Here is an 18468-nt window from a genome sequence, read left to right as displayed (position 1 = left end):
TCGAGAGGTCGAAGTGGGTTTCGAAAGATACGTGGCCCTCGGTGATTCGTTCACCGAGGGAGTCGGCGACCCGGATCCGGCGCGTGCCAACGGGCTGCGCGGTTGGGCCGATCTCGTCGCCGGTGAGCTGGCGCGGCACTCGGAGAGCTTCGCGTACGCGAACCTCGCCATCCGGGGCCGGTTGCTGCGACCGATCATCGACGAGCAGCTCGAGACCGCCGTGGCGATGCGTCCCGATCTCGTGACGATCTATGCCGGCGGCAACGACCTCATGCGTCCGAAGCTCGACCTCGACACGCTTGCGGCGGAATACGACGAGGCGATCGGCAAGCTCGCCGCGACCGGCGCCCGCATCCTGATGTGGACGGCCTACGACGGCAGCTGGGCGCCGGTCTTCGGGATGCTGCGCGGCCGCTGGGCCGTGTACAACGAACTCGTCCGGGCGATCGCCGATCGACACGGGGCGACCATCGTCGACTTCTGGCGGTTCGACGAGTACCGCGATCTGCGCATGTGGGACTTCGACCGGCTGCATATGTCCGCGGCCGGCCACCACAACATGGCGATCCGCGTGCTCGATCTGCTGGGCGTCGCACACGGTCTCGGACCGGTGGAGTTCGACGAGGCACCCGTCCTCACACGGGCCCAGGAACGCGCCGCGGACCGCGCGTGGATGCGCGAGTTCCTCGTCCCCTGGGTGGGCCGGCGGCTGCGCGGAGTATCCTCCGGCGACGGCATCACCCCGAAATACCCCGACCTCGGCCCTGTCCGGTTCTGACCTCACGGCCCGGTTCCGACCTCACGCTCGTCCCGGCAACCCACCGGGACGAGCGTGGTCGTCTCAGGCCCGTCGGGCCGCGTCGTCTCAGGCCCGTCGGGCCGCGTCGTCTCAGGCCCGTCGGGCCGCGGCGAGCCGGACCATGTGCGCGATGGTCTCGTGCTCGGCCTCCGGCGGAAGCGCGTCGACGGGCCACCACTGCAGGTCGGTGGATTCGTCGCTGCGCACCGGCCGGGCACCGACGGGTGCGGTCACCAGGAACCGCAGGTCGAGGTGACGGGTGGGCACGCCGAGGGAGCACGTGATCGGATGCGTGTGCGCCGACAGCAGTTCCGGATCGATCACCAGATCGGCGATGCCGGATTCCTCGGTGGCCTCGCGCAGGGCCGCGTCGACGACCGTGTCGTCCGACGGCTCGCAGTGACCGCCGAGCTGGATCCACCGCCCCACCCGCGGATGCAGGGTGAGCAACACGTTGCGGTGGTCGGCGTCGAGCACGATCGACGACGCCGTGATGTGGCCGGGCACGTGTTCGCGCAGGCACCCGTCGGGCGCCGAATCGAGGAACGCCAGCATCGTATGCCGCAGCGATTCGGCGTCTTCCGAGTCGGTGCGCCAGGCGGTGAGCCGGTCGATCGCCGAGGCGTGCAGGGAACGCGCCGACACGACTACAGCTCCACGAGGGCGTCGCCCGGGTCCGCGGGTTCGCGCGGTTCCGGTTCGGTGAGCGGGTAACCGACGGCGACCGCCCCGAGCGGCGACCACTCGGCAGGAAGACCGAGTTCCTCGCGGACCACCTCGGGCGCGAAGATCGTCGAACCGATCCAGCAGCTGCCGAGCCCGCGGGTGGCCAGGGACACGAGCAGGCCCTGCACCGCGGCGCCGGCGGCGACGGTGAACATCGTCGCCTCGGCCGCGGTGCGACGGGCATCCGGATAGTGGTGTGCGCCGTCGGGCACCCAGAAGGGGACGATCACCTCGGGTGCGTCGTAGAGGATCGCGCCGCGGGAGATCCGGCGTTCGACGGCCACCGGGTCGAGTCCGTCGCCGTGGAGATCCTCGGCCCACCTGTCGCGCATGCGGTCGAGGAGCCGGCGGCGCACCTGCTCGGTGCGCACCCACACGAACCGGACCGGACGGGTGTGATGAGGTGCGGGTGCGGTGAGGGCCTCGGCGACCGCCTCGCGCAGATCCTCGGGATCGACGGGCTCGGAGGCGAACTGCCGCACCGACCGGCGCAGCAGCAGCGCCTCGCGCCGACCGCGTTCGAGAGCCTCCTCGGTGCCGAGCCAGAACAGGTCGTCCTCGCCGCTGCGGATCAGGGCGCGGGCGGTGGATCCGTCGTCGGGCAGGTCGAGTCCGCGCACCACGGCGACGGGCACACCGCCGAGCTTGCCCTTGACCAGATCGCCTGCGGCGGCGATCTCGTCGGCGACCGCCACGGACGTCACCTGCAGTTCGTTGCCCTGCGAGTCGTGGGAGCCGGCGTAGCCGTGCAGGACTGGAAGCCCGGACGAGCCGATCGCGGCGTCGGTCTGGCCGTTGCGCCAGGCGCGGCCCATGGTGTCGGTGACCACCACGGCGACCCGGACGCCGAGCAGCGCACCGATCCGTTCGCGGAGCGCCGCTGCGCTCGCATCGGGGTTCTCGGGCAGCAGCGCGAGTTCGGCGCTGTCGACATTGGATCCGTCGATGCCGGAGGCTGCCTGCACGATGCCGAGCTTGTTCTCGGTGATGAGGGTGCGGCCCTTGCGTGCCAGCACGCGCACCGCTTCCTGGTTCACCAGGCGCCGGCGGAGCGCGTCGCGGGCGTCGGGATCGGTGGGCGCGGCCACGATCCGTCCCTCGACCTTCGAGACCACTTTGCTGGTGACGACGAGGACGTCCCCGTCGGCCAGCCACGGTGCGGCCTGCGCGACGGCTGCGGCCAGGTCGTCGCCGGGCCGGAATTCGGGAAGCCCGGCGACGGGCAGGATCTCGATCGGGCCGCCCGGCGCGTGGTCGCGCACTGCAGGGTCGGCGACGGCGTCCGGCATCACAGGGTCACTCCGGCGAGGTCGAGGGCGGCGCGGGCCATCTCGGCCGTCGCGTCGGTGTCGGTCATGAGCAGGGGAACGGATCGGACCTCGACGCCTGGCACCTCGGCGTTGTCGGTCGAGTGCACGAGCCAGCCGTCGAGAATGCCTGTGCCCGAGCGGGCGCCGTAGTACCGGCCGACCGCCTCGGCGGTGGTCTCCACTCCGATGACGTCCAGGCACGCATCGGCCATGCCGCGCAGGGGCTTGCCGTCGATGACGGGGGACAGGCCGACGACCTTCGCCGACGTGGTGCGCAGCGCCCCACGGATACCGGGGATCGCGAGGATCGCTCCGACGCTCACGACGGGGTTCGACGGGGCCAGGACGACGGCGTCGGCGTTCTCGATCGCCTCGAGCACACCGGGAGCGGGCTCTGCCTCTTCTGCGCCGATGTGGGCGAAGCTGTGGGTGGGCACCTGGGCGCGGTGGCGGACCCACCATTCCTCGAAGTGCACGGCCCGCTGTTCACCGTCCTCGGGATCGGTGATGACGACGTGGGTCTCGCTGCGGTCGTCGGAGACCGGCAGCAGGGTCACACCCGGCTTCCACCGCGTGCACAGTGCTTCGGTGATCGCGGAGAGCGGATAGCCGGTCCGCAGCATCTGCGTCCGGATGAGGTGGGTGGCGATGTCGCGGTCGCCGAGACCGAACCAGTCGGGGATCGCCCCGTAGGCGGCGAGTTCCTCCTTGGCGTTCCAGGTCTCACCGGCGCGGCCCCAGCCGCGTTCGGTGTCGATCCCACCGCCGAGGGTGTACATGCAGGTGTCGAGATCCGGACAGATCCTCAGGCCGTGCATCCACACGTCGTCGCCGACGTTGACGATCGCGGTGATGCGGTGTGCCGCGTCCGGATTCGGCTCCACGCCCGGAGAAATATCGAGAAGCCGGCGCAAACCTGAGAGAAAACGCGCCCCACCGACACCTCCGACCAATACAGTCACATTCACGGCCCAAGCCTAAGCGGTGCGTCGCCTACCCGGTCGCGCACCGTCCGAAACGCGTTTCGGCAAAGCGGCCGATGATATGTGAACAACGCCGCTCCGCTTGACCGCGACACACCCGAAGTGTCTAATCACATACATGTCATTCGATAATCGAATTCGAGATCCCTTGCGGTGAACCCGCATTCGAACGAGTATTCGAAGGATGGCAGCGGGTTGATCCCCGGTCATGATTCGGCGCTGCAGGTGAGGAGGGACAATGGCCGGCGAGCGCGACAGCTTCGAGCTCACTCGAAGCGATACTGCAGTCGAGGCTGTCTGTGACTACCCGGACGTCGGGGTGCCCGTCCTGAGTTTGATCTCGGGATTCGGTGACCCAGCGGACGGCGAGGAGCAGTGGCAGGAGCGTGCGCTCTGTGCGCAGACCGATCCGGAGGCATTCTTCCCCGAGAAGGGTGGCTCCACCAGAGAGGCCAAGCGCATCTGCATGGGGTGTGAGGTCCGGGACGAATGTCTCGAATACGCTCTCGCTCACGACGAGCGGTTCGGTATCTGGGGCGGGCTCTCCGAGAGGGAACGCCGTCGCCTCAAGCGCGGAATAGTCTGACGAGGAGTTCGGCCCGGTACGGGGAGTGCGGGACCGAGTGAAACACCGAATCGGATGACGAAGGCCGGGTTGCGGCCGTGGGGGACGAGCAACCCGGCCTTCGTCATGTATCCGGAACGTTTCTCAGTCCTCGTCGTCCTCGTCGAGTGTCGGATCCACCACTTCCGGTTCGACACCGAGATAGGTGGCCACCTGGTGCACGAGGACGTCGTGCACCAGATCCGTCAGATCGTCCGGATCCTTCGCGCGCACCTCGAGAGGTCGGCGAAACAACACGATCCGCGCCCGGGTGGCAGCGCCTCGTCGATCGATCCCCGCCGGCACGAGCCGGGACAGCGGCACCGGCCCGTCGGCAACCACCTCGTCCGGCCAGTTGACCGAGTCGGGGTCGCGTGCCCGGATCTTCGGGACCTCGTCGACGGCAATGTCGAGCTTGGTGAGGCGGTCGTGCCAGCGCGCGTCGATCGGCGCGAACGCCCCCAATACGAGCAGGTCGAATTTCTCTGCGCGTGTCTTCCACGCCGGCAGGCTCTGCGGGAACAGGGGACCGCGGATTCCCCTGCCGCGGCGTGCCACGGCACGGGACGACACAGGGCGGGAACGTCGTGCGCGGACCATGCCATGGACACTACGACACGAAAATCGCTCCACCCTTTCGGTGTGTCCGAATAGTCCTGGCGCGTCCGGCGCGCTACGCTCCCAGTCGTGAGAACACTGCGTCGATGCTGCCGGCCTGGGTGCAAGAACCCTGCTGTTGCGACGCTGACCTACGTGTACTCGGACTCCACTGCCGTTGTCGGTCCCCTGGCGACCGTCGCGGAACCGCACTCGTGGGATCTCTGCGAGATGCACGGTTCGCGCATCACGGCACCCAAGGGCTGGGAACTCGTCCGATACGAGGGAGCGTTCTCGTCGGCCACCCCCGACGAGGACGATCTGACCGCCCTCGCCGAGGCCGTACGCGAGGCCGGCCTGGGGGAGCGTTCCCGTTCCGACGCGAGCGACGACGACGCCGAGCAACCCCAACGGGCCGTCGTGCCTCCCACCGCACGCACCGGCCGACGCGGTCACCTGCGTGTTCTTCCCGATCCCACGTCCTGAGCCGTTCGCACTAGGCTGAGCGAGTGCGATGGCGCGGAGGACGGTATCGCACGAGTCGAGTTCAGGAGCTAATACAGTGGCGAGAGCTGCCGAGTCGGTGTCAGCAGTCATCAAGGCCTACGACGTACGGGGTGTCGTCGGAGAGCAGATCGACGAAGAGTTCGTCCGCGAGGTCGGAGCGTCGTTCGCACGCCTGTTGCGCAGTGAGGGCAGCGCGGACCGTGTGGTGATCGGGCACGACATGCGCGCCTCGTCCCCCTCGCTCTCGCAGGCCTTCGCCGACGGGGTCACCGCCCAGGGACTCGACGTGGTGCTGATCGGCCTCGCATCCACCGACCAGCTCTACTTCGCGTCGGGCCTGCTCGACGCACCCGGCGCGATGTTCACGGCCAGCCACAATCCCGCGAAGTACAACGGCATCAAGCTCTGCCGTGCCGGTGCCAAGCCCGTCGGTCAGGACACCGGTCTGGCGCAGATCTCCGCCGACCTCGTCGAGGGGGTGCCCGCCTACGACGGCGAGCGCGGCAACATCACCGAGCAGGACGTCCTCGAGGACTACGCCTCGTTCGTCCGCGGCCTGGTCGATCTCGCGGAGATGCGTCCGCTGAAGGTGGCGGTCGACGCCGGCAACGGCATGGGAGGCCACACCGTCCCCGCCGTCTTCGGTGCCCTGCCCGTCGATCTCGTGCCGCTGTACTTCGAACTCGACGGCACCTTCCCGAACCACGAGGCCAACCCCCTCGACCCCGCCAACCTCGTCGACCTCCAGCGTCTGGTCGTCGAGTCCGGTGCCGACGTGGGCCTGGCCTTCGACGGCGACGCCGACCGCTGCTTCGTCGTCGACGAGCGCGGCGAGCCGGTCACCCCGTCCGCGGTCACGGCGCTCGTCGCCGCCCGCGAACTCGCCAAGGAACCCGGCTCGACGATCATCCACAACCTCATCACCTCGCGCGTGGTGCCCGAACTCGTCGCCGAGCAGGGCGGCAAGCCGGTGCGCACCCGGGTCGGGCATTCGTTCATCAAGCAGCAGATGGCCGAGACCGGTGCCGTCTTCGGCGGGGAACACTCGGCGCACTACTACTTCCGCGACTTCTGGGGTGCCGACTCCGGCATGCTCGCGGCGCTGCACGTCCTCGCCGCACTCGCCTCGCAGGACGGTCCGCTCTCCGAGTTGATGAGCTCCTACAACCGGTACGCGGCGTCGGGCGAGATCAACTCGACGGTCGCCGATGCTGCCGAGCGCACCGAGGCCGTCGTCGCGGCGTTCGAGGACCGCGCGGTATCGATCGACCGGCTCGACGGTGTCACCGTCGACCTGCCCGACAACGCATGGTTCAACCTGCGTGCGTCCAACACCGAGCCGTTGCTGCGGCTCAACGTGGAGGCCCGCACGGACGGTGAGGTCGAGGCATTGGTGAAGGAGATCCTTTCCGTCGTTCGTGCGTAGGCGGAGGGACAACGGGAATAATCGAAGTGCCGGGACAGGTCGTGCCGGTGTCGGTTCGGCGGAGCACCGATCTCGGGTCGGTGGCCCCACCGGGCACTGTCAGCCGGCTCGCCGAGGTCGCGGCGGCGGAAGGAAGGTGATGCGGTCGTGACGGCACCCTCACCGCTGTTCGACTTCGACGATGCGGGCGGTGTTCTCGCCGCCGATGTCGACGGCATCCTCAGGAGCGCGGCCCTCGGCGGCGCCCAGATCCGCGCGGTCGCCGCGGCGGTCGACGAAGGTCTGCTCGGCCGGCTCACCGACATGCACCCCCGCAGTGTGGTCTTCGTCGGCACCGACGCCCGCGCCCGCTCGGCCGCGGAACTGGTCGTCGCGATGTTCGGTGGGCAGGCCGGTGTACCGCTGATCTCCGCGCCGACCACACCGCCGTGGGTCGGCGCGCTCGATGTCGTGGTGGTCTCGGGAAACGACGCCGGCGATCCAGAGCTGGCGCGCAGCATCGACGCCGGACTGCGTCGCAGCGCTGAGGTCGTCGTCGACGCCCCCGACGAAGGTCCGGTGCGGGCGGTCTCGGCCGGTCGCGCGATGTTGTTGCCGCCGCGCGTCCGGGTCCAGACCCGGTACGTGCTCGCCCGGCACGTCGCGGTGTTCTGTGCGGTGCTCGGCGTGTTGCAGCGCGCCGTCCGGATCACCGGTGTCCCGCCGCTCGCCGAGGTCGCCGACACGGCCGACGAGGAAGCGGCGCGCAATCATCCGGCGAACGAGGTCTTCCACAATCCCGCAAAGTCGCTCGCGGTGCGCATGCAGTCGCGTCGCGTGGCGTTCGCGGGAGACTCCGCCGCGACGACGGTGCTCGCACGGCACGCGTCGGAGGCCCTGCTCCAGGAGGCGGGTGTGGTCGCCGGCGCTGCGGCACTGAGCGACGTGCTGGTCGCGCGCGACCGGCTCACGAATGTGGTCACCGCGAGCGGTGAGAACTACGACCCGTTCTTCCACGACGAGGAGCTGGACGGACCGGCGCCGATCGCACCGGCACGGGTGTTCGTGCTCAGCACCGACCCCGACCGCTCGGCGGCGCAGCGCAGGACGGCGGCACTTCCGGATGTGGAATTGATGTCCGTGATCGGAGAATTCGAATCGAGCACGGTTCCGACCGTGCTGGAACAGGTGGCAGTGTTGACCGTCCGCACAGAGATGGCGGCCGCATATCTCGGATTGGCAGGGGGGAGATAGTGCACCGACTCGAAGGTGCGGTGCGCTCGTACGCCTGGGGATCGCGGACCGCGATCGCCACCCTGCGTGGCCGCAATGTGCCGTCCCATCATCCCGAGGCCGAGTTGTGGCTCGGTGCGCACCCGGCCGATCCCGCCAGGCTGGTGGATCCGGACGGCGACGAGCACTCGCTGCTCGACGTGTTGTCGGCCGATCCGCAGCGACACCTCGGTGATCGCACGGTGGGGGCGTTCGGTCCCCGCCTGCCCTTCCTGCTCAAGCTACTGGCGGCGGAGGAGCCGCTGTCGCTGCAGGCGCATCCCAGCGCCGGCCAGGCGGCCGAGGGCTTCGCTCGTGAGGAAGCACTCGGCATCCCGATCGACTCGCCCGTCCGCAACTACAAGGACGCCAGCCACAAGCCCGAACTCGTGGTGGCGCTGACCCGGTTCGAGGCCCTGGCCGGCTTCCGTGACCCGAAACGGACCGTGGAGCTGTTCGAGGCGCTGGCCGTGCCGGAACTCGACCCCTATGTGGGACTGCTCGCGGGCCAACCCGATTCGAGCGGTCTGCGGGCGCTGTTCACCACCTGGATCACGTTGCCCCCGCCCGCTCTCGCAGCGTTGCTGCCGCGTGTGCTCGACGGTTGCGTCACCTATCTCGCGGCCGGACGGGACGGCGAACGCGATTTCGTTCCGGAGGTACGCACGGCCCTGCAGCTGGCGGACTTCTATCCCGGCGACGCCGGAGTGCTCGCCTCGCTGCTGCTCAACCGCATCACCCTGCAGCCGGGCGAGGGCCTGTACCTCGACGCGGGAAATCTGCACGCCTACCTGCACGGCATGGGTGTCGAGGTCATGGCGAACTCCGACAACGTGCTGCGCGGTGGTCTCACCCCGAAGCACGTGGACGTGCCCGAACTGCTGCGGGTGCTCGACTTCGGTGCGGCCTCGGTGCCGATTCTCGAAGCCGTGCCGGAGGCCTCGGCGGAGACCGGGTCGGGGCAGAGTCCGATCGAACGCCGCTACCGCACCCCGGCACCGGAGTTCGCGTTGTCCCGCATCGATCTCGGCGCGGGCGACGCCCTCGGGGTCGGTGCCGACGGACCACAGATCCTGCTGTGCACCGCAGGCGATGCCCGCGTCGAGTGCGACGGCGAGTCGGTGACGCTGAGGCCCGGCGACTCGGCGTGGTTGTCGGCGTGCGACCGGAATCCGACCGTCCACGGTTGTGCCGCGGACACCCAGGTCTTCCGGGCCCGGCTCGGGGAGATACCGGGATCGGCGACCGACGAGTCCTGAAGCAGAGTCCCGGTAGGGACGGAATCGAACCGAAGGCGAGCCCGCACGGGCTCGCCTTCGTCGTTTCCGGATGCATCTTCGTGAGATTTACAAAATCGGCTATATGTCTAGACCTAGGACGAACAGTGGCCTAGAGTCAAGATATGAGTGGTGTGCGTCACCGTGCGGTGGCGTGCCCGGCGCCATCAACGGTGATGAAGGAGACCCGACATGAGTACGGCATCCGCGGATTCGGTGGATCGACCCGACCTTCAGTGGCGCGACCGGAAACGCCATCTGTGGCTTCTGGGGCTGGTGCCCCCGACGGCGCTGTTCGTCGCCGCCGCCCTGGTGTGGGGCGGTAACGAACTCGGTCTGCAGAGCGTCACCCCGGTCCTGTGGTGGATAGGCCCCCTGCTGGTCTACGTCCTCGTCCCGCTGCTCGACCTGTTCGTCGGCCCCGACGGCGAGAATCCACCCGACGAGTTGTTCGAGCAACTCGAGAACGACCGCTTCTACCGCTACTGCACCTACCTCTACTTGCCCTTCCAGTTCGCGTCGCTGGTCTTCGCCTGCTACCTCTGGTCGGCCGGCGACCTGTCCTGGCTCGGCATCGACGGCGGGCTCGGCGTGATGTCGAAGATCGGACTCGCGATCTCGGTCGGCGTGGTCGCGGGCATCGGTATCAACACGGCGCACGAGCTCGGCCACAAGAAGGTCGAATTCGAACGGCGACTGTCGAAGTGGGCGCTCGCCCCGTCGTTCTACGGGCACTTCTACATCGAGCACAATCGCGGCCACCACGTGCGGGTCGCCACCCCGGAGGACCCGGCCTCGGCCCGGTTCGGGGAGAGCTTCTGGCGATTCCTGCCCCGCAGCGTCGTCGGCAGTCTGCGGTCGGCGTGGCGCCTCGAACGAGCCCGCCTCGAGCGGCTCGACAAGCCGGTGTGGAGCGTGCACAACGACGTCCTCAACGCGTGGGCGATCTCCGTCGTGCTGTACGCGGTGCTTCTCGGCGTCTTCGGTCTGTCGATCGCGCCGTATCTCGTGATCCAGGCGGTCTTCGGGTTCTCGTTGCTCGAGGTCGTGAACTATCTCGAGCACTACGGTCTGCTGCGGCAGAAGACGGCGAAGGGACGCTACGAGCGCTGCTCGCCCGCGCACAGCTGGAACAGCGACCACCTGGTGACGAACATCTTCCTGTACCACCTGCAGCGGCACAGCGACCATCACGCCAATCCCACGCGGCGCTACCAGACCCTGCGCAGCATGGAGATCTCACCGCAACTGCCCGCGGGCTACGCGACGATGATCACCCTCGCCTACATCCCACCGCTGTGGCGCAAGGTCATGGACCACCGCGTGCTCGACCACTACGACGGCGACATCACCCGCGTCAATATCGAACCGCGTCGACGCGAGAAGATCCTGGCCCGCTACGGAGCATCGGATCCCGCTGCCGCGGAAGGAAAATGATCGTGGCGTCCTACCGCTGTCCCGTCTGCGAGTTCGTGTACGACGAGACCGCCGGCGTTCCCCGCGAGGGCTTTCCGGCCGGCACCCCGTGGTCCGACGTACCCGACGACTGGCCGTGTCCCGACTGCGGAGTCCGGGAGAAGACCGATTTCGAGGAGCACACCCCGTGAGTACCGACTACCGTCTGTTCCGTTGTCTCGTCTGCGGATTCGAATACGACGAGGCCGAAGGGTGGCCCGACGAGGGCATCGGACCCGGCACCCGGTGGGAGGACATCCCCGACGACTGGTCGTGCCCGGACTGCGGCGCCGCCAAGGCCGACTTCGAGATGGTCGAGATCGTCCGCCGGTGAACCGCTGCCCGGGGGATCACGACCCGCCTTGCTTTGACGAGCACTTCCGCGCGTGAGAGCGTTCCCACCATGTCGAACGCGCGGGTTCCCTTCCACGAGGCAAGTCGGGTGCTGCTGCGCTCGACGATCCTCGACGCCATGCGCGAGCTGCTGCACGAACGCGACTGGTCGGCCGTCACCATGAGCGACGTCGCCCGGGCTGCCGGCATCAGCCGGCAGACCCTGTACAAGGAGTTCTCCTCCCGGCAGGGGCTCGCCCAGGGCTATGCGCTGCGTCTGGTCGACGAGTTCGTCGACGCCGTGGCCGATTCGGTGTACGCCCACGTCGGCGACGCGCGGGCCGCGCTCGTGGACGGATTCACCTTCTTCTTCGAGGCGTCCGCCGCCGACCCCCTGGTGCAGTCGCTGCTGAGCGGGGAGGCCAAACCCGACCTGCTGCGGTTGATCACGACCGACGCCGCCCCCATCCTCGAACGGGGCGCGGGTCGCCTCACGGAGACCTTCCACCACAGCTGGATCGCGGCGTCCGAGTCCGACGCCGGGATCCTCGCGCGCGCTGTCGTGCGGGTCGCGCTGAGCTTCGTCTCGATGCCCCCGGCCTCGGGGCGTGATGTCGCCGCCGACCTCGCCGATCTGCTCGTGCCGTTCGTCGAACGGGCCGCCGTACGCGGTTGACGCCCGGGCGCCGTACGGAGGTGCGACGGACGGATCCCGTCGGGGGACGATCTGCCGGGCCTCTTCTTGCGCAGGTTGTATAGCCTGGAACCAACATCGTCTGCCGACAGGAAGAGGCATCTGCACGTGTCTGACACCACGCTCGTAGCCGACCGGGTCAACGGTCTCGATTTCAAGGTCGCCGATCTGTCCCTCGCCGAGTTCGGGCGCAAGGAGATCCGGCTCGCCGAACACGAGATGCCGGGCCTGATGGCGCTGCGTCGCGAGTACGCGGAAGTGCAGCCGCTGAAGGGCGCACGGATCTCCGGCTCGCTGCACATGACGGTCCAGACCGCTGTGCTCATCGAAACGCTCGTCTCCCTCGGCGCGCAGGTGCGCTGGGCGTCGTGCAACATCTTCTCCACCCAGGACCACGCCGCCGCGGCCGTCGTCGTCGGCCCGCACGGCACCCCCGAAGAGCCCAAGGGCGTCCCGGTCTTCGCCTGGAAGGGCGAGACCCTCGAGGAGTACTGGTGGGCGGCCGAGCAGATGCTCACCTGGCCCGGCGAACCCGCCAACATGATCCTCGACGACGGCGGCGACGCCACGATGCTCGTGCTCAAGGGCGCCCAGTTCGAGAAGGCCGGCGTCGTCCCGCCGATCGACGAGGAGCAGGACTCCGCCGAGTACAAGGTCTTCCTCGAGCTGCTGCGCCGCTCGCTCGCGGCCGACTCGAAGAAGTGGACCACCGTCGCCGAGTCCGTCAAGGGCGTCACGGAGGAGACCACCACGGGCGTCCTGCGCCTGTACCAGCTCTCCGCAGCCGGCGAGCTCGCGTTCCCCGCGATCAACGTCAACGACTCGGTCACCAAGAGCAAGTTCGACAACAAGTACGGCACCCGGCACTCGCTGCTCGACGGCATCAACCGCGGCACCGACGTCCTCATCGGCGGCAAGGCCGCGCTCGTGTGCGGCTACGGCGACGTCGGCAAGGGCTGCGCCGAGGCCCTGCGCGGCCAGGGCGCACGCGTCTCGGTCACCGAGGTCGACCCGATCAACGCCCTGCAGGCCATGATGGACGGCTACGACGTCGTGACGGTCGAGGACTTCATCGGCCAGGCCGACATCGTCATCACTGCGACCGGCAACAAGGACATCATCACCTTCGAGCACATGAAGGCGATGAAGCACCAGGCCATCCTCGGCAACATCGGCCACTTCGACAACGAGATCGACATGGCCGGCCTCGAGCGGGCCGCCGACGTCACGCGGATCAACATCAAGCCGCAGGTCGACGAGTTCACCTTCGCCGACGGCCATTCGATCATCGTCCTGTCGGAGGGCCGCCTGCTCAACCTGGGCAACGCCACGGGCCACCCCTCCTTCGTGATGAGCAACTCGTTCGCCAACCAGGTGATCGCCCAGATCGAGCTGTGGACCAAGCCCGACGAGTACGACAACGAGGTCTACCGCCTGCCCAAGCACCTCGACGAGAAGGTCGCGAAGATCCACGTCGAGGCGCTCGGTGGACAGATCACGAAGCTGACCAAGGAGCAGGCCGAGTACATCGGTGTCGACGTCGAGGGCCCGTACAAGCCCGAGCACTACCGGTACTGATCCCGTTGATTCGACGGGAATCACAGGGCACATGGGTGATCTGATCGTCGTCGAGGGTCTCGACGGGGCCGGCAAGCGGACGTTGTCCGCCGGTCTCGTCGAGACCTGGCGCGAGGCCGGACGGAAGGTCGCGACGCTGGCCTTCCCGCGGTACGGGCAGTCGATCCACGCCGATCTGGGCGCGGAGGCGTTGCGCGGGCAGCACGGCGACACCGCCTCGAGCGTCGAGGCGATGGCGTTGCTGTGGGCGCTCGACCGACGCGATGCTGCCGACGAGCTGCGGAAGCTGCTCGCCGACAACGACATCGTGCTGCTCGACCGGTACGTCGCGTCCAACGCCGCGTACACCGCGGCGCGCCGGAACCAGGGCGCGACCGGCCCGGCGGTGGAGTGGATCCGCCGTCTCGAGTTCGAACGGTTCGGGCTTCCGGTGCCCGATCTGCAGGTGCTGCTCCGCGTTCCGGTCGCCCTCGCCGCCGAGCGTGCCCGTAACCGCGCCGCGACCGAGGTCGACCGCGATCGCGACGCCTACGAGCGCGATGCCGGTCTGCAGGAGCGCACCGGCGCGGTCTACGACGGGCTCGCGCAGCAGCAGTGGATGTCTCCGTGGGAGGTCGCAGGCCCGCAGACCTCCCCGCGACAACTCGCCGTTGACATCTCAAATCTGCTTCACGACGCTCGAGGGGTGACACGATAGAGGCTATGAAGCCGAGGATTCTGGTAGTCGACGACGACACCGCGCTGGCCGAGATGCTCACGATCGTGCTGCGCGGCGAGGGATTCGAACCGTTCGTGGTGGGGGACGGCACTCAGGCGCTGGGTGCCGTGCGCGAGATCCGGCCCGACCTCGTCCTGCTCGATCTCATGCTCCCCGGCATGAACGGCATCGACGTGTGCCGTGTGCTCCGCGCGGATTCCGGTGTGCCGATCGTGATGCTCACCGCCAAGTCCGACACCGTCGACGTCGTGCTCGGCCTCGAATCGGGCGCCGACGACTACATCGTCAAGCCGTTCAAGCCGAAGGAGCTCGTCGCACGCGTGCGGGCCCGGCTGCGTCGCACCGAGCAGGAGCCGGCGGAGGTCCTGAACATCGGGGACATCACCATCGACGTCCCCGCCCACAAGGTCACCCGCGGCGACGAGGCGATCTCGCTCACGCCCCTCGAGTTCGACCTGCTCGTGGCGCTCGCACGCAAGCCGCGCCAGGTGTTCACCCGTGAGGTCCTGCTCGAGCAGGTCTGGGGTTACCGGCACGCCGCCGACACCCGGCTCGTGAACGTCCACGTCCAGCGTCTGCGCGCGAAGGTCGAGAAGGATCCCGAGAATCCCGAGGCGGTGCTCACGGTGCGGGGGGTCGGCTACAAGGCCGGACCGCCGTGATTCGAACCTACCGGCTTCGGCGGCGTATCACGCGTAGGACGCTGCCGCTGGTGAGGTGGTCGCGGTCGATGAGCAGCCGACTCGCGCACACCTGGCGACGATCCCTGCAGCTCCGGGTCGTGACCTCGACCCTCACGCTGTCGCTGATCGTCATGTTCGTGCTCGGAGTGGTACTCACGAGCCAGATCACCGACCGACTGCTCGAAGTGAAGATCGACGCGGCGACCGAGGAGATGGATCGCTCGCGCGCACTCGTCGAGGGACAACTCGCGGGCGCCGACGACTCCGGCTCGCTCGCGGTCCGCCTCGACGGTGCCGCGGCGATCCTCACCAGCCGTGGCAGCGACGGGGGACAGGACACCGGCGTCGCCGGAACCTTCGACCCCGTCCTGATCGTTCCCGGCGACGGTCCGCGGGCCCCCACCTCGAGCGGGCCCGCCGACCAGATCCCGCAGAACCTGCGTGCCTTCGTCCAGAACGGGCAGATCGCGTACCAGTTCGCGACGGTCGCCGATCCCGACGGCTACACCGGGCCGGCCCTGATCATGGGCAGCCCCACCGACTCCGACATCTCGACACTCGAGCTGTATCTCGTCTTCCCGCTCGGCGGTGAGGAACGCACCCTCGCCCTCGTCCGCGGCACCCTGCTCGTCGGTGCCGTGGTCCTGCTCGTGCTGCTGGCCGCGATCTCGATGATCGTCGCGCGGCAGGTCGTGCTGCCCATCCGGTCGGCCTCCCGGATCGCCGTGCGCTTCGCCGACGGACGGCTCAAGGAACGCATGCCGGTCCGCGGTGAGGACGACATGGCGCGCCTGGCGATGTCGTTCAACGAGATGGCCGAGAGCCTGTCGCGGCAGATCACCCAGCTCGAGGAGTACGGCAACCTGCAGAAACGGTTCACCTCCGATGTGAGCCACGAACTGCGCACCCCGCTCACGACCGTCCGTATGGCCGCCGACCTCATCCACGACGGCAGCGACGAGCTCGACCCCGTCCTCAAGCGGTCCTCCGAACTGCTCGTCGCCGAACTCGACCGCTTCGAGAGCCTCCTCAACGATTTGCTCGAGATCAGCCGGCACGACGCGGGTGTCGCCGAACTCGCCTCCGAACGACTCGATCTGCGGATGTGCGCGCGTGCCGCCGTCTCGACCGTGCGGCACCTCGCCCGCGAGACCGCCACCGAGCTCATCGTCGACCTTCCGGACGAGTCCGTCGAGGCCGACGTCGATCCGCGCCGCGTCGAACGCATCCTGCGCAACCTGCTCGCCAACGCGATCGATCACGGCGAGGGCAAACCCATCCTGCTGCGGTTGCGCGCCGACGACGCGGCCGCGGCCTTCGTCGTGCGCGATCAGGGCGTGGGCCTGCGACCGGGGGAGGAGAAACTCGTCTTCAACCGGTTCTGGCGCTCCGATCCGTCGCGGGTCCGGCGCTCCGGCGGCACCGGCCTCGGTCTCGCGATCAGCGTCGAGGACGCCAACCTGCACAACGGCAAGCTCGAAGCGTGGGGCGAACCGGGACGAGGTGCCAGCTTCCGGCTCACCCTCCCGCGCGAACGCGGACGTAAGGTGGGTCGCAGCCCCCTGCCTCTCGTGCCCAGCGCCGCGAAGGCCGTACAGGGCAAGCCCCCCCCGGGTGACGACACCCCGGAGCGGCCTTCGACGGGAGAGATCCCGACCGACCCTGCGAGCACATCGTCCGAAGGAGCCAATACATGAGCCGCTCGACTCCGCGTGCAGCGGGCGTGCTCGTCGTACTCCTGACCGTGGCCGGACTCGTGCTGTCGGGATGTGCCACGCTGCCGGATTCGTCGTCACCGCAGGCCATCGGAACCCTTGAACGCGGCCCCGCGACCACCGAGGTCGCCGCTCCCGTGCCCGGTCGCGAACCCGACCTGCTCCTGCGCGACTTCCTGCAGGCGAGCACGGATCCGACCAACCGCCACCGCGCGGCCCGGCAGTTCCTCACCCCCACGATGTCCGAGTCCTGGGACGACGCGGCGAGCGCGACGATCGTCGACAAGGTCGACGTCCTCGTCGAGGAACGCGACGGCGACAGCGCCACCTACGTGGTGCGGGCCAGCACCGTCGGCTACCTCGAGGAGGGCGGCATCTACCGTCCCGCCGACGGGGAGTTCGAGGCGCGGTTCTCCCTGGTCCGCACGGACGGGGAGTGGCGCATCGACCGGTTGCCGGCCGGCGTCATCATGGACCGCCCGCGCTTCCTCAACACCTATCAGCGCCGCTCGCTGTACTTCCTCGACCCGACCGGCACCGCCGTCGTCCCCGACCCCCGCTGGATCACGGGTACCCCCGAACAGACGGCGTCGCAGTTGATCGGGTTGCTCGTCGAAGGGCCGAAAGAGGTCCTCGCGCCTGCGGTCAAGAATCTCCTCGAGGACGTCACCGTCATCGGCTCGGTGACGAAGGCGGACGGCCGCACGACCGACGTCGGCGTCGGACTCGGCGGTATCCGCATCGACTTCCAGGGGGTCGGCTCGATGGGCCGGCAGGATCGCGAACTGCTCGCCGCGCAGGTGATCTGGACCCTCGCCAACGCAGACATCAGCGGCCCGTACCAGCTCCTCGCCGACGGCCAGCCCCTCGACGAACGGTTCCCGAACGGGTGGACCACCGCCGACGTGGCATCGATGAACCCCCTTGCCGCATCGAGCGTGACGGTGGGCCTGCACGCGCTGCTCGACGGGACGCTGGTGAGCGTCGCCGAGACCGGCGTGACACCGGTCCGCAGCTTCTTCGGCATGTCCGACGATCTGCAGTCCGTCGCCTTGTCGCTGGACGGGGAACTCGTCGCCGCCGTCGAGAACACCGGGAAACCGGCACCGGAGCCGGCCGTGCAGCTGATGGTCGGTGCCTACAGCGAAGGCGCTGCCGAACCCGCGGTCGACGGCGAGTCGATCACCCGGCCGTCCTGGTCACCGAACAACAACTCGGTGTGGGCCGTCGTCAACGGCACGGCGGTAGTGCGTGCGGTGCGCGAGCCCGGCACGGGGCGGGTCACCGTGGTCGGCGTCGAAGCGGGTGCGATCCGTGCCCTCGGGGGCCGCATCACCGAGCTGCGCCTGTCGCGCGACGGTGTCCGCGCCGCCCTGATCATCGACGGACGGGTCTTCGTCGCGACGGTCGTACCGACCACGACCGGCGAGTACTCGCTCGCCAACCCGCGCGAGATCGGCTTCGGCCTCGGCGGTCCCGCGCTCGCCTTGGACTGGAGCACGGCCGACACGATCGTCGTCTCCCGAGCGTCGGCCGACGTGCCCGTCGTGCAGGTCGCGGTGGACGGCTCACGCATCGACGCACTCCCGAGCCGCAATCTCACCCCTCCGGTGGTGGCGGTCGAGGCGTCGACGGCCAGCGAGTTCGTCGCCGATTCCCGGACGGTCTTCCAGCTCAACAACCGCGACCCCGCCGGCGACCGGTACTGGCGGGAGGGACCCGGACTGGCCGGGATGGCGGCGATCCCGGTTCTTCCCGGCTAGAGCGTGCCGACGGTGACGCCCAGGCGTCGGTGACTTCGGGCACACTCCC

General features: G+C 68.8%; 19 protein-coding genes. 15 read left to right on the top strand and 4 right to left on the bottom strand.

The window, feature by feature from the left end; genetic code table 11:
- The first annotated feature begins 13 nt into the window (after positions 1 to 13).
- On the top strand, positions 14 to 778 hold the full coding sequence (locus IM25_RS21985; protein WP_033097090.1) for an SGNH/GDSL hydrolase family protein: 765 nt from the start codon (positions 14 to 16) through the stop codon (positions 776 to 778).
- Positions 779 to 889: 111 nt separating this feature from the next.
- Here the strand turns inward: IM25_RS21985 and IM25_RS21980 are convergent, their stop codons facing one another.
- From IM25_RS21980 to cofD, 3 genes are read right to left on the bottom strand one after another with little or no spacing between them, the layout of a single operon-like run.
- Positions 890 to 1444, bottom strand: a complete 555-nt coding sequence (locus tag IM25_RS21980; protein WP_006550201.1) for an NUDIX hydrolase — start codon at positions 1442 to 1444, stop codon at positions 890 to 892.
- A 2-nt stretch (positions 1445 to 1446) separates the two neighbouring features.
- Entirely contained in the window at positions 1447 to 2814 is a 1368-nt protein-coding gene (locus IM25_RS21975) for a coenzyme F420-0:L-glutamate ligase (RefSeq protein ID WP_033097202.1), read from the bottom strand.
- Positions 2814 to 3803, bottom strand: a complete 990-nt coding sequence (gene cofD / locus IM25_RS21970) for a 2-phospho-L-lactate transferase (RefSeq protein ID WP_072740421.1) — start codon at positions 3801 to 3803, stop codon at positions 2814 to 2816. Before cofD ends, IM25_RS21975 begins: the two co-directional genes overlap by 1 nt.
- 334 nt (positions 3804 to 4137) lie before the next feature.
- On the opposite strand from cofD, the gene IM25_RS21965 reads away from it, so the two are divergent.
- Positions 4138 to 4404, top strand: coding sequence for a WhiB family transcriptional regulator (locus tag IM25_RS21965; protein ID WP_167414258.1), 267 nt, complete (start codon positions 4138 to 4140; stop codon positions 4402 to 4404).
- Between the two features lie 123 nt (positions 4405 to 4527).
- Here IM25_RS21965 and IM25_RS21960 read toward each other — a convergent pair whose 3' ends face one another.
- Complete coding sequence (locus tag IM25_RS21960; protein ID WP_033097091.1) at positions 4528 to 5022, bottom strand: metallopeptidase family protein; 495 nt, start codon at positions 5020 to 5022, stop codon at positions 4528 to 4530.
- Positions 5023 to 5109: 87 nt separating this feature from the next.
- On the opposite strand from IM25_RS21960, the gene IM25_RS21955 reads away from it, so the two are divergent.
- From IM25_RS21955 to lpqB, 13 genes are all read left to right on the top strand, one after another.
- On the top strand, positions 5110 to 5505 hold the full coding sequence (locus tag IM25_RS21955; protein ID WP_170318468.1) for a DUF3499 domain-containing protein: 396 nt from the start codon (positions 5110 to 5112) through the stop codon (positions 5503 to 5505).
- 76 nt (positions 5506 to 5581) lie between these two features.
- Positions 5582 to 6952, top strand: a complete 1371-nt coding sequence (locus IM25_RS21950; protein WP_019288507.1) for a phosphomannomutase/phosphoglucomutase — start codon at positions 5582 to 5584, stop codon at positions 6950 to 6952.
- A 147-nt stretch (positions 6953 to 7099) separates the two neighbouring features.
- Positions 7100 to 8185 (top strand): hypothetical protein, encoded by a 1086-nt coding sequence (locus IM25_RS21945; RefSeq protein WP_033097092.1) that lies wholly within the window; start codon positions 7100 to 7102, stop codon positions 8183 to 8185.
- On the top strand, positions 8185 to 9462 hold the full coding sequence (manA, locus tag IM25_RS21940) for a mannose-6-phosphate isomerase, class I (RefSeq protein WP_006550209.1): 1278 nt from the start codon (positions 8185 to 8187) through the stop codon (positions 9460 to 9462). The genes IM25_RS21945 and manA overlap by 1 nt, the downstream gene beginning before the upstream one ends.
- A gap of 210 nt (positions 9463 to 9672) precedes the next feature.
- Entirely contained in the window at positions 9673 to 10917 is a 1245-nt protein-coding gene (locus IM25_RS21935; protein ID WP_033097093.1) for an alkane 1-monooxygenase, read from the top strand.
- A gap of 2 nt (positions 10918 to 10919) precedes the next feature.
- A complete protein-coding gene (locus IM25_RS21930) occupies positions 10920 to 11087 on the top strand; it encodes a rubredoxin (RefSeq protein WP_174247009.1) in 168 nt (55 codons plus the stop codon).
- Positions 11084 to 11269, top strand: a complete 186-nt coding sequence (locus tag IM25_RS21925) for a rubredoxin (protein ID WP_019288502.1) — start codon at positions 11084 to 11086, stop codon at positions 11267 to 11269. The genes IM25_RS21930 and IM25_RS21925 overlap by 4 nt, the downstream gene beginning before the upstream one ends.
- 69 nt (positions 11270 to 11338) lie before the next feature.
- Positions 11339 to 11944 (top strand): TetR/AcrR family transcriptional regulator, encoded by a 606-nt coding sequence (locus IM25_RS21920; RefSeq protein WP_019288501.1) that lies wholly within the window; start codon positions 11339 to 11341, stop codon positions 11942 to 11944.
- A gap of 126 nt (positions 11945 to 12070) precedes the next feature.
- On the top strand, positions 12071 to 13540 hold the full coding sequence (ahcY, locus tag IM25_RS21915) for an adenosylhomocysteinase (protein ID WP_019288500.1): 1470 nt from the start codon (positions 12071 to 12073) through the stop codon (positions 13538 to 13540).
- 31 nt (positions 13541 to 13571) lie between these two features.
- A complete protein-coding gene (locus tag IM25_RS21910; RefSeq protein WP_033097094.1) occupies positions 13572 to 14237 on the top strand; it encodes a dTMP kinase in 666 nt (221 codons plus the stop codon).
- A gap of 5 nt (positions 14238 to 14242) precedes the next feature.
- Positions 14243 to 14920 carry an MtrAB system response regulator MtrA gene (gene mtrA, locus IM25_RS21905; protein ID WP_024101503.1) on the top strand — a complete coding sequence of 226 codons (678 nt, stop codon included), beginning with the start codon at positions 14243 to 14245 and terminating at the stop codon, positions 14918 to 14920.
- Positions 14921 to 14988: 68 nt separating this feature from the next.
- A complete protein-coding gene (gene mtrB / locus IM25_RS21900; protein ID WP_019288499.1) occupies positions 14989 to 16638 on the top strand; it encodes an MtrAB system histidine kinase MtrB in 1650 nt (549 codons plus the stop codon).
- Positions 16635 to 18419 (top strand): MtrAB system accessory lipoprotein LpqB, encoded by a 1785-nt coding sequence (lpqB, locus tag IM25_RS21895; protein WP_065996409.1) that lies wholly within the window; start codon positions 16635 to 16637, stop codon positions 18417 to 18419. Before mtrB ends, lpqB begins: the two co-directional genes overlap by 4 nt.
- Positions 18420 to 18468 lie beyond the last annotated feature (49 nt).

The organism is Rhodococcus sp. p52, assembly GCF_000763325.2.
Classification (GTDB): domain Bacteria; phylum Actinomycetota; class Actinomycetes; order Mycobacteriales; family Mycobacteriaceae; genus Rhodococcus; species Rhodococcus pyridinivorans.
The sequence above is the reverse complement of the archived record's forward strand: the minus strand, read 5'-3'. Positions and strand labels throughout refer to the sequence as shown.